This window comes from uncultured Alsobacter sp., from assembly GCF_945952055.1.
Taxonomy (GTDB): domain Bacteria; phylum Pseudomonadota; class Alphaproteobacteria; order Rhizobiales; family Beijerinckiaceae; genus Alsobacter.
In genome coordinates this window covers 17,934-30,642 of the sequence record NZ_CAMFHB010000035.1, presented here as the reverse complement: position 1 = coordinate 30,642, position 12,709 = coordinate 17,934, and the positions used below count along the sequence as shown (strand labels likewise).

The 12,709-nt window shown below is 71.2% G+C and carries 12 protein-coding genes, 1 tRNA gene and 1 riboswitch; of the genes, 3 read left to right on the top strand and 10 right to left on the bottom strand.

What is annotated here, in order from left to right; genetic code table 11:
• Nucleotides 1-215 precede the first annotated feature (215 nt).
• Both Q0Q47_RS21875 and Q0Q47_RS21870 read left to right on the top strand, forming a co-directional pair.
• Entirely contained in the window at nucleotides 216-767 is a 552-nt protein-coding gene (locus Q0Q47_RS21875) for a Spy/CpxP family protein refolding chaperone (RefSeq protein WP_293864807.1), read from the top strand.
• A 28-nt stretch (nucleotides 768-795) separates the two neighbouring features.
• Nucleotides 796-1,221, top strand: a complete 426-nt coding sequence (locus Q0Q47_RS21870; protein WP_293864804.1) for a hypothetical protein — start codon at nucleotides 796-798, stop codon at nucleotides 1,219-1,221.
• Nucleotides 1,222-1,244: 23 nt separating this feature from the next.
• Here the strand turns inward: Q0Q47_RS21870 and Q0Q47_RS21865 are convergent, their stop codons facing one another.
• The 4 genes from Q0Q47_RS21865 to Q0Q47_RS21850 all read right to left on the bottom strand — a co-directional run bounded on the left by Q0Q47_RS21865 (nucleotide 1,245) and on the right by Q0Q47_RS21850 (nucleotide 5,679).
• Complete coding sequence (locus tag Q0Q47_RS21865) at nucleotides 1,245-1,961, bottom strand: substrate-binding domain-containing protein (RefSeq protein WP_367278286.1); 717 nt, start codon at nucleotides 1,959-1,961, stop codon at nucleotides 1,245-1,247.
• A 27-nt stretch (nucleotides 1,962-1,988) separates the two neighbouring features.
• On the bottom strand, nucleotides 1,989-4,202 hold the full coding sequence (katG, locus tag Q0Q47_RS21860; protein WP_293864798.1) for a catalase/peroxidase HPI: 2,214 nt from the start codon (nucleotides 4,200-4,202) through the stop codon (nucleotides 1,989-1,991).
• Nucleotides 4,203-4,371: 169 nt separating this feature from the next.
• A tRNA-Gly gene (locus tag Q0Q47_RS21855) sits at nucleotides 4,372-4,446 on the bottom strand.
• Between the two features lie 147 nt (nucleotides 4,447-4,593).
• A complete protein-coding gene (locus Q0Q47_RS21850; RefSeq protein ID WP_293864923.1) occupies nucleotides 4,594-5,679 on the bottom strand; it encodes a 2'-deoxycytidine 5'-triphosphate deaminase in 1,086 nt (361 codons plus the stop codon).
• Between the two features lie 89 nt (nucleotides 5,680-5,768).
• A riboswitch (SAM riboswitch) is annotated at nucleotides 5,769-5,848 on the top strand.
• Nucleotides 5,849-5,905: 57 nt separating this feature from the next.
• Here Q0Q47_RS21850 and Q0Q47_RS21845 point away from each other — a divergent pair.
• Nucleotides 5,906-7,099: an O-succinylhomoserine sulfhydrylase gene (locus tag Q0Q47_RS21845; RefSeq protein ID WP_293864795.1), complete on the top strand. Its 1,194-nt coding sequence runs from the start codon at nucleotides 5,906-5,908 to the stop codon at nucleotides 7,097-7,099.
• A gap of 9 nt (nucleotides 7,100-7,108) precedes the next feature.
• Here Q0Q47_RS21845 and Q0Q47_RS21840 read toward each other — a convergent pair whose 3' ends face one another.
• The 6 genes from Q0Q47_RS21840 to Q0Q47_RS21815 are packed head-to-tail and all read right to left on the bottom strand — an operon-like array spanning nucleotide 7,109 to nucleotide 12,637.
• Complete coding sequence (locus tag Q0Q47_RS21840; protein WP_293864793.1) at nucleotides 7,109-7,954, bottom strand: amidohydrolase family protein; 846 nt, start codon at nucleotides 7,952-7,954, stop codon at nucleotides 7,109-7,111.
• A complete protein-coding gene (locus Q0Q47_RS21835) occupies nucleotides 7,951-8,946 on the bottom strand; it encodes an NAD(P)-dependent oxidoreductase (protein ID WP_293864791.1) in 996 nt (331 codons plus the stop codon). Before Q0Q47_RS21835 ends, Q0Q47_RS21840 begins: the two co-directional genes overlap by 4 nt.
• Nucleotides 8,947-8,953: 7 nt before the next feature.
• On the bottom strand, nucleotides 8,954-9,970 hold the full coding sequence (locus Q0Q47_RS21830) for a hydroxyacid dehydrogenase (protein ID WP_293864789.1): 1,017 nt from the start codon (nucleotides 9,968-9,970) through the stop codon (nucleotides 8,954-8,956).
• A gap of 35 nt (nucleotides 9,971-10,005) precedes the next feature.
• On the bottom strand, nucleotides 10,006-10,737 hold the full coding sequence (locus Q0Q47_RS21825) for an SDR family oxidoreductase (RefSeq protein WP_293864786.1): 732 nt from the start codon (nucleotides 10,735-10,737) through the stop codon (nucleotides 10,006-10,008).
• 3 nt (nucleotides 10,738-10,740) lie between these two features.
• Nucleotides 10,741-11,547, bottom strand: a complete 807-nt coding sequence (locus Q0Q47_RS21820; protein WP_293864783.1) for a sugar phosphate isomerase/epimerase — start codon at nucleotides 11,545-11,547, stop codon at nucleotides 10,741-10,743.
• Between the two features lie 37 nt (nucleotides 11,548-11,584).
• A complete protein-coding gene (locus Q0Q47_RS21815; RefSeq protein ID WP_293864780.1) occupies nucleotides 11,585-12,637 on the bottom strand; it encodes a LacI family DNA-binding transcriptional regulator in 1,053 nt (350 codons plus the stop codon).
• Between the last annotated feature and the right edge of the window lie 72 nt (nucleotides 12,638-12,709).

Here is a 12,709-nt window from a genome sequence, read left to right as displayed (position 1 = left end):
ACGACCAGAACATGGGGAAGCGGGGGCTGCGACATGGCGGGTCCGTGTGGCGCTGTGGTCGGGCTGGCAGTGCCCCATCGTCGCCGGATGCTCAAGCGCCACCTTGTAACGGAGCGTTACAAACGGCAAAGCCGCCGTCACTCTCCGCGGCCCGCCCTCCTGTAAACCGCTGCACATGGCCGGTCCGCCCGGTCGTGTCCACAGGAGTGCTCACCATGAACAGACTGTTGCGCGCCGCCTTCGCGACCGCAGTCCTCCAGATCGCCGGCCAGGGGCTTCTCTCCGCCGCGCCCGCCAGCGCGCAGGGTTTGCCCCCCGGCCCGCCGCCGCGCTGCGAAGATGGTCCCGCGATGCTCGCCGGCCGCCTGGCCTTCCTCGAGACCAAGCTCGAGATCCAGGGGGACCAGGCGCGCGCCTGGTCGACCTTCGCCCAGGAGATCAAGACCGCCGTCGCCCCGCTCGACGCCATCTGCCGCAGCGGGCCGCGCCCGGGCGAGCCGGCCCTCGGCACCGATCCGGTGCAGGTGCTGGATCGCAGGCAGTCGCCGCTCCTGGCGGCGGCATCGGCCGCGGGCGGCATGCGGGAGGCCGTGCGCCGCCTCTCCGACCAGCTGACGCAGAACCAGCGTCAGGTGTTGGCCCAGGAACTCGGTCGCCCGGGTCCGGGCCTCGCCTTCCTGCCGCCTCCCCCGCCTCCGCCTCCCCCGGGTCACGGCCCTCACGGCGGTGGACCCGAGATGCGGGGCTTCGGCCCCGCCCCCCGCTGACCTCGTTCTTGAACACGGAGACTTGACGATGCGCCGCTTGAAGCATGCAGCCTTGCCGCAGTCCGGATCAGGCAGTGAGCATCCTGCCCTGACCGGGGCGTCCCGGCTGGTTGGCCGCATGCCCGACGGCAGCATTCAGGAGGGCCTGGAAACCGGCGGGCCGCTACTCGCCGGAGCGTCGATGGACCTCCTGATCCGCGCGCCCGCTTCGGGCGCGCGGTACCCCTCGCGCCGGGTTGCGCCCCATGGACCCGGCGCGGGGGCTTCTTCCCCGCGCTTCAGTTTCGCTGTCGCGGGGATCCTGCTGATGGGCCTGGTCATGCTCGGCGTGGCGACGTCGTTGATCGCGCGCGACCTGCTGGTGCCCGCCTTCGCCGGCGCCGCGGTCGCTGCCGACGAGGCCCCCGACTATGCGGCCCGCCCGCTCTGGCCGGCCTGGACCCGCAGGTCCTGACGTCGCCCGCCGCGAAGGTTTCGTCAGCGGCCCGGGCTGTCTGCCCGAACCAGTGACATGCCGCACCGCGCGTAGACCGGGGCGAGCGCATCCGCCCCCATGTCCCGCAGGACCTGCGCGGCAAGATCCGGCTCGGCGGAGGTCGATGCGACGGCGCCCGTGAACACCGTCGTCGCAGTGGCCTCCGGCGCGACGGCCGTGACGACGTCGATCCCCGGCACTTCGAAGAGTTCGCTGTACTGCTGGAAGCCGAGGGATGCCCGCCCGTCCGCCACGAGGCCGCCGACGGGCACGCCCGGGGGCGCCTTGACGAGCTTGCCCTCGAGGGAGGCCCGCAGCCCCCAGCGCTCGATCAGGCCGATGAGATGGTCCCCGCTCGGCCCCGTCGAATAGGCGATCGCAGGCGCCTCCAGGAGCGCGCGCTGCAGCGCGTCGCGCGACGACAGGTCGGGCCGCGCGGCGCCCGCGGCGACCGCGAAGGCCGTGGACGAGCGCGCCAGCGGGACGAGGCTGCCGCGAGCGACGTGGCCTTCGTTTTCCAGCGCCCCCATCACCGTGTGCGACAGCACCACGAGGTCCAGCGCCTCGCCGGCCCGGACCCGCCGGGCCGCGTCGACGCCGCCGATCGACTCGACGTCGATGGCGCCGCCCGCCCGTTCGCCGAGCAGCCGCGCCAGCTCGCCGAGCAGCGTCTTCGTCGCCATGGAGGAGATGCACCTCAACGCCACATCCCGCTCCATGGCCCGCCTCCTGTTGGACCGGCGCGGTCAGTGCCGCGCGAGGTCGAAACGATCGGCGTTCATAACCTTGGTCCACGCGGAGGCGAAGTCCCTGACGAACTTTTCCTGGGCGTCCGCGCAGGCATAGACCTCCGCATAGGCGCGCAGTTGCGAGTGCGACCCGAACACCAGGTCGACGCGCGTCCCCGTCCACTTCACCGCGTCGGTGCCGCGGTCGCGGCCCTCGTACACGCCCTCCTGGCCGGCCACCGGGCCCCACTGGGTGTTCATGTCCAGCAGATTGACGAAGAAGTCGGTGGTGAGCCGTCCGGGCGTCCTGGTGAACACCCCGTGCTGCGAGCCATGGGCATTGGCGCCGAGCACCCGCAGGCCGCCGAGCAGCACCGTCGTCTCGGGACCGGTGAGACCCAGCAGCTGTGCCCGGTCCACGAACGCTTCCTCGCCCTTCATGAACTGGGTCTTGCCCGGGTTCACGTAGTTGCGGAAGCCGTCCGACCGGGGCTCCAGGGGGGCGAAGGACTGGACGTCGGTCTGGTCCTGCGAGGCGTCCGTCCGGCCCGGCGCGAAGGGCACCTCGACCGGCGTGCCCGCGTCCCGCGCCGCCTTCTCCACGCCCGCATTGCCGGCGAGCACGATCAGGTCGGCGAGCGAGACGGCCTTGCCCCCGGACGCCTGCGCATTGAACCGGTCGCGGATGGCGCCAAGCTTTTTGAGCACGGTCTGCAGCTCGCCCGGCGCGTTGACGTCCCAGTCCTTCTGCGGCGCGAGGCGGATGCGGGCCCCATTGGCCCCGCCGCGCTTGTCCGACGCCCGGAACGTCGATGCCGAGGCCCAGGCCGTCGACACCAGCTGCGGCACCGTGAGGCCGGATGCCAGGATCTGCTCCTTCAGGGACGCGGCGTCCGCCGCATCGACGAGCGGATGGTCGGCAGCCGGCACCGGGTCCTGCCAGATCAGCGTTTCCTTGGGCACGAGCGGCCCGAGATAGCGCGCCACCGGGCCCATGTCGCGATGGGTGAGCTTGAACCAGGCGCGCGCGAACGCATCGGCGAACTGGTCGGGGTGCTCGAGGAAGCGCCGGGAGATCTTCTCGTAGGCGGGGTCGAAGCGCAGCGCCAGGTCCGTCGTTAGCATGGTCGGCAGGCGCTTCTTCGCCGGATCGAAGGGATCCGGGATCGAGGGCTCCGCACCCTTGGCCTGCCACTGCTTGGCTCCGGCCGGGCTGGTGGTGAGTTCCCACTCGAACCCGAACAGGTTTTCGAAGAAGGCATTGCTCCAGCGGGTCGGCGTCTGCGACCAGATCACCTCCGGGCCGCCGGTGATGGCGTCGCCGCCATGGCCCTTGCCGTGGCCGCTCTTCCAGCCCAGGCCCTGGTCCTCCAGCGCACCCATCTCCGGATCGGGCCCGACGAGCGAAGGATCGCCCGCGCCGTGCGTCTTGCCCAGCGTGTGGCCGCCGGCGATCAGCGCGACCGTCTCCTCGTCGTTCATGGCCATGCGGAAGAACGTCTCGCGAATGTCGCGGGCCGCCGCCACCGGGTCCGGATTGCCGTTCGGGCCTTCCGGGTTCACGTAGATGAGGCCCATCTGGACCGCGCCGAGCGGCTCGGCCAGCTGGCGTTCGCCGCTGTAGCGCTCGTCGCCCAGCCACGTGCCCTCGGGGCCCCAGTAGAGCTCTTCCGGCTCCCACACGTCGGCGCGGCCGCCGGCGAAGCCGAAGGTCTTGAAGCCCATGGATTCCAGGGCGACGTTGCCGGCCAGAATCATCAGGTCGGCCCAGGAAATCCTGGCGCCGTACTTCTGCTTGATCGGCCAGAGCAGCCGGCGGGCCTTGTCGAGGTTGGCGTTGTCCGGCCAGGAGTTCAGGGGCGCGAAGCGCTGCTGACCGGCGCCGGCGCCGCCGCGGCCGTCGGTGATGCGGTAGGTGCCGGCGCTGTGCCAGGCCATGCGGATCATCAGGCCGCCGTAGTGGCCCCAGTCGGCCGGCCACCAGTCCTGCGAATCCGTCATCAGCGCGGTGAGGTCGCGGATGACGGCGTCGAGGTCGAGCGTCTTGAACGCGGCCGCGTAGTCGAAGTCCCGGCCCATCGGATCGGACTTGCCGGAGTTCCGGTGCAGAACCTCGATGTCGAGGGCCTCGGGCCACCAGTCGCGGTTGCGGCGGGCCTTGGCACCGCCGCCCGAGACGGGGCACTGGCCTGCGGTCGCTGCGGAGGTTGCTTCTTGGGACTTCGCGTCCATGGGCATTTCTCCTGTCGCGGGCTGGCCACGGTGGCGCCTGCCCTCGATGTGGCACTTCGGGTTGGTGATGTGCGGGCGGGCAAGTGGCACGCCGCGGGTCAGACAGCCGGTTCGGGTGTCTTCGCGGATCGAGGCGATCGATGCTCTGGCGCGGCGCCGGATAAGGACTTGGAGCGGGCGAAGGGAATCGAACCCTCGACATACAGCTTGGGAAGCTGTCGTTCTACCACTGAACTACGCCCGCGCACCGGGGGCCGTCCGAGTCAGCGGCGACCATAGCGGAGCGCGTCGCGGCGGGCAACGGGGGCGATGCGGCCGGTTTGCCGCGGCGCGTCCGGATCACCGCTACCACCCCGTGCAGGACGCGGATCATGCAACCCACAAGGACGGCTCAGGCCGCCTTGAAATGCTTGGACAGCTTCAGGCCCTGCGCCTGGTAATTGGAGCCGAGGTCGCGGCCGTAGAGCAGGGCGGGCTCCTCGGACATGCGCTCATAGACGAGCCGGCCCACGGTCTGTCCGTCCTCCAGGATGAACGGCACGTCGCGGGAGCGGACCTCCAGCACGGCCCGGCTGCCGGCGCCTCCGGCGTCCACGTGGCCGAAGCCGGGATCGAAGAAGCCGGCGTAGTGGACGCGAAACTCGCCGACCAGCGGGTCGAAGGGCGTCATCTCTGCCGCATGGTCCGGCGGTACGTGCACCGCTTCCTTGGAGGCCAGGATGTAGAACTGCCCCGGATCCAGGATCAGCTCGCGCGACCCGCGCACGTGCAGCGGATCCCAGAAGTCGAGCACGTCGAAGGCCCCCACGCGATCGACGTCGACGACCCCCGTGTAGCGCTTGGCCCGGTAGCCGACGAGCCCGCTGGCATCGAAGGGCGAAAGGTCGACGCTGACCGCGATGCCGCTCTGGATGTTCGGCTCGGCCGAGGTGACCAGTCGCGAGCGGGCGTGCAGGGCGGCGAGTTCCGCGTCGTCCAGGCGCACGGCCCCGGTCCGGAAACGCAGCTGCGACAGGCGCGAACCCGTGCGCACCAGCACCGGGAACGTCCGCGGGGAGATCTCCAGGTAGAGCGGGCCGCGATAGCCCGGCGCGATCTGGTCGAACTCGCGCGAGCGGTCGGTGATGACGCGCGTGAAGACGTCGAGACGCCCCGTCGAGCTTTTCGGATTGGCCGCCGCCGCCAGGTCCTCCGGCAGGTCCAGGCCCTCGAGGAGCTCGGCGATATAGACCGCGCCCGTCTCCAGGACGGCCCCGTGGGTGAGATCGATCTCGAAGAGCGACAGCCCCGCGATGCGGTCGGCCACGGGGACGTCGCGCCCCGGCAGGAAGCTCGCCCGCACGCGAAAGCACCTTCGGCCGAGCCGCAGGTCCAGGCTCGCGGGCTGCACCTGGCCATCCGCGAACGGCCGCTCGATGCGCACGTGCCCCTTGGCGGCGAGGGCCTCGATGGCCTGGGAGGGAAGAATGCCGGGCATGGGGGCCACGAGAGGATCCGTTCGACAGAAATTGACCTTCACTCCTAGCCGAACGGCGCGGTTGACGCCAACGCCAGCGGGGCGTAGATCACAGCCAACGTGGTCCTTTGTGCCGGCCGGCTTGCAGCCACGTGTCATCAAACTGCTAAAAGGCCGGGGTTGTGGACAGTTTCGATCGTCCAGACACCCGGCCGTTTGGCCGGGTTTTTTCGTTCGGGGGTCCACGATGGCTCAGCAACTCGATACCACCGGGCTCCGGCCCGACACGCTCCTGGTGCACGGCGGCACGGCGAGGTCCCCGTTCGGGGAGACGTCCGAGGCCCTGTTCCTGACGCAGGGCTTCGTCTACGACACCATGGAAGCCGCCGAGGCGCGCTTCAACGGCACCGATCCGGGCTTCATCTACTCGCGCTTCTCCAATCCCACCGTGGCGATGTTCGAGCAGCGCATGTGCCTGCTCGAAGGCGCGCCGGCCGCGCGCGCCACCGCGAGCGGCATGGCCGCCGTCACGGCCGCGATGCTGGGCCAGGTGAAGTCCGGCGACCACGTGGTGGCGGCCAAGGCTCTCTTCGGGAGCTGCCGCTACATCGTGGAGGACCTGCTGCCCCGCTTCGGCGTCGCCTCGACCCTGGTCGACGGGACGGACCTGGCGCAGTGGCGGGCAGCCGTGCGGCCCAACACCAAGTCGTTCTTCCTCGAGAGCCCAACCAACCCGACGCTGGACGTCATCGACATCGCGGCCGTCGCCGCGATCGCCCACGAGGCCGGCGCGACCCTCGTCGTGGACAACGTCTTCGCCACGCCGCTGCTGCAGTCGCCCCTGGCGCTCGGTGCCGACTGCGTCGTCTACTCGGCAACCAAGCACATCGACGGCCAGGGGCGCTGCCTGGGTGGCGTCATCCTGGCCTCCGAGGCCTTCATCACCGACAAGGTGCACAACCTGCTGCGCCAGACGGGGCCGTCGATCTCGCCCTTCAACGCGTGGGTGCTGCTGAAAGGTCTCGAGACCCTGCCCGTCCGGGTCGAGCGGCAGGGGCGCAGCGCCGAGGCGCTCGCCGACCACATCGCCCGGCTGCCGGGCGTGAAGCGGGTCCTGTACCCATTCCGCGAGGATCATCCGCAGGTCGCCATCGCCCGCAAGCAGATGAAGGGCGGGGGCACGCTGGTGGCCTTCGAGATCGAGGGCGGCAAGGCCGGCGCGTTCCGCTTCGCCAACGCGCTCCAGCTCGTGAAGATCTCGAACAATCTCGGCGACGCCAAGAGCCTCATCACCCACCCGGCGACGACCACCCACCAGCGGCTGACGCCCGAGGCCCGCGCCGAACTCGGGATCTCCGACGGCATGCTGCGCCTGTCGATCGGCCTCGAACATCCGGACGATCTCGCCGACGATCTCGACCGCGCCGCCCGGGCGCTGTGAGAGCGGAGCTCAGAACCCGTAGAGCCGTGCCGGATTGTCGACGAGGATGCGGTTCCGCACGGCGGGATCCGGCGCCCAGGCGAGCAGGAGATCGAGCAGGTCCGTGTCGTCGGGGCGATTGCTGACGGAGACGTGCGGCCAGTTGCTGGCCCACACGAGGCGGTCGGGTGCAGCCGCGACCGCCGCCTTCGCCAGCGCCGCGACGTCGGCATAGTCCGGCGCGCCGGCGCGCGAGACCTCGTAGGGGGCGCTGAGCTTGAGCCAGGTCCGGCCGCCGTCGAGGAGGCGCAGCAACGCCTGGAAACCGGGATGGCCGACCGGCACCGGCTCGAGGAACTTGCCCACGTGGTCGATGACCAGCGGGCAGGGAAGGTCGCGAAGAAGCGCCTCGCGTTCGGCCAGGAGCCGCCCGTCCATCTGCAACTGGATGTGCCACCCGAAGGGCGCGATGCGGCGGGCGACCGGCGCGAGGCTGTCCCACCCCAGGATACCGCCCGGCAGCATCTGGAACCGGGCACCGCGAATGCCCGCGTCGGTGAGGGCCCTCAGATCCGCGTCGCCGACCCGGTCGTCGATCACGGCGACGCCGCGCGTGTGAGCTAGGCCCAATTCGGCGATGGCGCCGAGCGTGCATCGGTTGTCGGTCCCGTAGGCGGTGGGCTGCACCACGACGCTGCGGGTGATGCCGAGACGCGCGCGCAGGCGGACATAGGCCGCCGCGGTCGCCCAGTCCGGCCCCGGCGTCAGCGCCGCGGGGATCGTCGGCCACTGCGCACCGTAGACATGGATGTGGCAGTCGCAGGCGTCTGCCGGCGCCTGGAGGACGGGCCTGCGATCCGAGGCGGGGCTGCTCATGCCGGTGGTCCCGGTCGCGGCCTGCGGGACCACGTCTCGCCGTTGACCCCACCCGTCGGCACGGCGCCGGAGAGGATTGCCCGCACCTGCTCGACCGTTTCCAGCGACTGGGCCTCGACGGCCTGCGGCGTGAGCCCGCCGATGTGGGGCGTGGCGATCACGCCGGGCAGCCGCGCCAGATGCGGCGACGGCATCTGGTCGGGGGCCCGGCCGACGTCCATGGCCGCGCCGGCGATGCGGCCCGCCGCGAGGGCGCCTTCGAGCGCGGCCTCGTCGACGAGATTGCCCCGCGACAGGTTGACGAAGACCGCATGCGGCCTCATCCGGCCGAGCGCCGCGGCATCGATGAGGTTCTCCGTCTCGGCGGTGGCGACGGCGAGGCAGATCACGTAGTCCGCTTCGCCCAGGAGCTGATCGAGGGGCATGGCGGTCAGGCGAGGGTCGTCGACGGATGCGTAGGGATCCGCCACGACCACGCGCATGCCGATCGCGAGCAGGATCGGGGCGAGGTGACGCGCGATGCTGCCGTAGCCGATCAGCCCCGCCGTGGCGCCCGAGAGCTGGCGGCCCATGCGCACCTCGGGCGCCCGGTCGGCGCGATAGGCCGCGGTGGCGGCGGAGACGCCGCGCGACAGGTCGACCATGAGGCCCAGGGCGAGCTCCGACACGGCGGCCATGAAGCCGGGTCGCGCGCGTGTCACCAGGACACCGGCCCTGCCGGCCGCGGCGACGTCGATGTTGCGGATGTCGACGGCCACCCGCACGACGGCCTGGAGCTGCGGCAGTCGCTCGAACACGGTGGCGGGGACCGCCGTCGCCCTGTCCGCCACGATCACCGACGCGGCGGCGGCGGCGGCGGCGAGGCCGTCCGGGTCGAGGGGCTGCGGCCCCTCGTGCAGCATCACGGGCGCCAGGGCCCGCAGGCCGGCCAGCGCGCGCTCTCCGTAGTATTGGATGCGGGCCTCGGGCACGTGGGTGAGGAGGATGATCATCGCCGGGTCAGGCCATGGTTCGCAGCATCGGCGCGGTCACCTCGCACTGCAGGCCTTCGTCCCGCATGAAGCGCTCGATCTCGTCGACGCAGGCCGAGCCCTGGAGATGGTACGTGTCGCGCGTGTGGCCCGCCGCATGGGGTGCGATGACGACGTTGGGCAGCGTGCGCAAAGGGTCGTCAGCCGGCAGCGGCTCCGTCGCGAACACGTCCAGCATCGCGCTGATCCGGCCGCGGCGCAGCGCATCGAGCTGCGCGGCCTGGTCGACGATGAGCGAGCGCGCCGTGTTGATGAAGAGCGCGCCATCCTTCAGCAGCGCGAACTCCCGCGCGCCGATCATGTTCTCCGTCTCCGGGATGACCGGTGCGTGGAGCGAGACGACGTCGCTGGTGCGCAGGAGCTCGTCCAGGGGGACGACCGTCACGCCCAGGGCGGCGGCTCCCTCAGGAGACAGCAGCGGGTCGGCGACGACGATCCGGCAGCCGAACCCGCGCAGCAGGCGAATGACCGCGCGGCCGACATAGCCCGCGCCGACGAGGCCGACCTGCAGCGCGCCGAGCAGGCGGCCCAGATGGCGCTGGCGCAGGACGAACCAGTCCTCTCCCTGCTTCATCCCTGCATCGTGCCGGTGCGGCTCGCGCAGATGCATCAGGATCTCGGCCACCACGAACTCCGACACGGCGGCGGCGATGGCGTGAGCCGAATGGGTGACCCGGATCCGGCCGTTCTCGATGGCATCGAGCGGCACCAGCCGGCGGATCGAACCGGCCGAATGGGCGACGAGGCGCAGGCGCGGGTGGGCGGCCAGCAGTTCGGCCGAGAGCGGCGGCGTGCCCCAGCCCGTCAGCGCGATGTCCGCGTCCGCCACCAGCGCGGGCAGGTCCGCCCGGGTGAGGGCGGAGGCCTGCGTCATGCGAAGCTCGGCGAGCCCGCCCAGGCGCTCCAGCGCGGCGTCGCTGAGCATCTTGGCGCGAAACTCCGGCGTCAGCAGCACGGCGACGGTCGGCCGGTTCTTCTCGGGCATGGCGTCCTCCTCGGACCTACGTCGTCCAGGCGACGTCAGGTGCGTGCGGGCTGCAGGATGATCTCGGGGATGTGCACGCGGGCGGGCTGGCACAGGACGTAGAGACAGGCGGCGGCCACGTCCTCGGGTTTGAGCGCGATGCGCAGCATCTCCGGCGTGGGCGGCGTCGGGCGGCGTTCGAGCAGGGGCGTGTCGGTCATCCCGGGCATGATCGCGGTCACCCGGATGCCGTTCTCGCGCTCCTCCTCCGTCGTGCCGTGGGCGAGTGCGACGACGCCGGCCTTGGTGGCCTGGTAGGCGATGCCGGACTTGTCCGCCTTGCGCGCCGCCACCGAGGAGATGTGGACCAGCAGACCCCCGCCTGCCGCGCGCATCACGGGGACTGCGGCACGGGTGATGGCGAAGGCCGCCGTGAGATTGTCGGCCAGCATGCCGGACCAGCTCTCGGCCGTGAGTTCGCCCAGGCTGCGCCGCGGGATGTTGGTGCCCACCGAGTTGACCACGGCGTCGATCCTGCCGGTCGTGCCGGCGACCTCGGCGAGGGCGCGCTCGACCGCGTCCGTGCGCGTGGCGTCGACGGTGAGGACGAGTGGGCGCGCCCCGCCCTCGGCCTGGATGTCCGCGGCCAGGGCGTCGAGAGCGTCGCGACGGCGCGCCATGACGGCAACGGTGGCGCCGGCGGCGGCCGCGGCCAACGCGGTGGCGCGGCCCATGCCGCTGCTGGCGCCCAGGACGACGACGGTCTGTCCGGCGAGGGGACGCGGCATGGTTCAGCTCTCCAGCTGGCGCTTCACGTAGCGCAGGTCGAGAAGGGTCTGGTCCAGCGCCTGGCCGAGCGGCATCTCGTAGTGGCTGTGCAGGGTGAGATAGCCGCCAAAGCCCGTCTCGCGCAGATGGCGGATGACGGCGTCCCACGGCACCATGCCGTCCGGGATGCCGGTCCAGTCCGAATGCCATTGCCGCTGGCCCATGGGATTGATGGTGCCCGGATACCAGCCGCCGTTCTTCACGCCGACGCAGGACAGCCAGGGCTTCAGGACGTCGAAGGTGAAGCGCCAGTCGTCCCGGCCATCCTGCACGACCTGGTTGCCTGGGTCGGGGTAGGCCGAGATGCGCGCGGGATCGTGGTCTTCGAGCAGGCGCAGGGTTTGCGCCCCGGAGGCGTGGATGGTGTCGCCGTGGAGCTGGATGGCGAGCTGGACGCCGGTGCGGCCCGCCAGCGCGTCGAGGCCGTCGAGCTTGCGGCGCGCGTCGTCGAAGATCTCCCGATAGCCCTGGCCAGCATACTTGTAGTAGCCGAGCCGGATCGTACCGATGCCGGCTTCACGGCACGCCGCGAAGACGCGCTCGGCCTGCGGGGTCGCCTCGACGACGTCGGTGGTGGCCATCGGCACGGCGAGGCCGGCACGCATCAGGAGCGCCACGGCGGGCGCGATGCCTTCGGGCTGTGCGGGCGTGACCTGGTGGCCGTCGCGGATCAGGAGGTCCACGCCGGGGAAGCCGACCTGGTTCAGATGCGTGGCGACCTCGTCGAGGGTCAGTCCCTTGAACAGCTTCGTGAACATGACGATCTGCACGGGCGGTTCTCCCTTGTCGCCGAGCCGTTCGCGCGGCTCAGCCTGGCTGGTTGATCGGCGCGGCCGAGCCGCGGACGACGAGTTCCGGCAGGGCGGTGAGGTGGATGGGATCCCCCTCGACACCGCCCTGGATCCTGGCGAGCAGCGCGTCGACGAGGCTCGCGGCCATCGGCGCGATCGGCTGCCGGATGGTGGTGAGCGGGGGCTGCGCGATCTCCGACAGGAGGATGTCGTCGAAGCCCACGATCGACAGGTCCGCCGGCACCGAGCGCCCCATGTCGCGGGCGCCCGCATAGGCTCCCAGCGCATAAAGATCGTTGATGACGAAGACAGCCGTCGGCGGCTCGGCGCGGGTCAGCAGCTCGCGCATGCCGGCGCGGCCGAGATCGGCACCCTCGCGGTCGCCGAAGCCGCTGATCCCGGCGCCCTCCCAGATGAGGTCCGCGCCGACCGGCAGGCCGGCGGCCTGCAGGGCCTCGCGATAGCCCTCGATGCGCGCGATGCGGCTGGCGGTGCGCACCGGGCCGGAGATGGCGCCGATGCGGCGGTGCCCCAGGCCGATGAGATGCTGCACGGCGAGCCGCGCGCCGAGGCGGTTGTCGACGCTCACGCTGCAGCCGAGCGAGATGTCCGCGTCGGCGGCGGACCGGTCGAAGGCCGCGATCACGAGGCCGCGTTCCACCAGGCTGCTGAAGTGGGAGAAGGACAGCGGGGACGAGCCCAGGATCAGCCCGCGGACGCCATAGGACATGAGCTTCTCGGCGTAGCGGCGCTCGAGCTCCGGATCGCGGTCGGCGTTGCAGAAGACCACGTTGTAGCCGCGCGCCATGGCGGCCTTCTCGATCTCATGGGCGGCCAGGCCCCAGAAGGGGTTGGCGACGGACGGAACGATGAGGCCGAGGGTCTCGCTCTTGCCGGTCTTGAGCTGGCGCGCGCTGGTGTTGGGAGAGTAGCCCAGCGCCTCGATGGCCTGCATGACCCGCTGGCGCGTCTCGGGGCTCATGCGCTCGGCCCGGCCGTTCAGCAGGTTCGACACGGTCGTCACCGAGACGCCCGCCATCTTCGCGACACTGCCGATTCCGACGCCCACACCGGTCCCCGAGTGCTCGTGTGTAACGATAAACCGTCTACGCGCCCAATCGACGCCGCGTCAAGCGGGAAT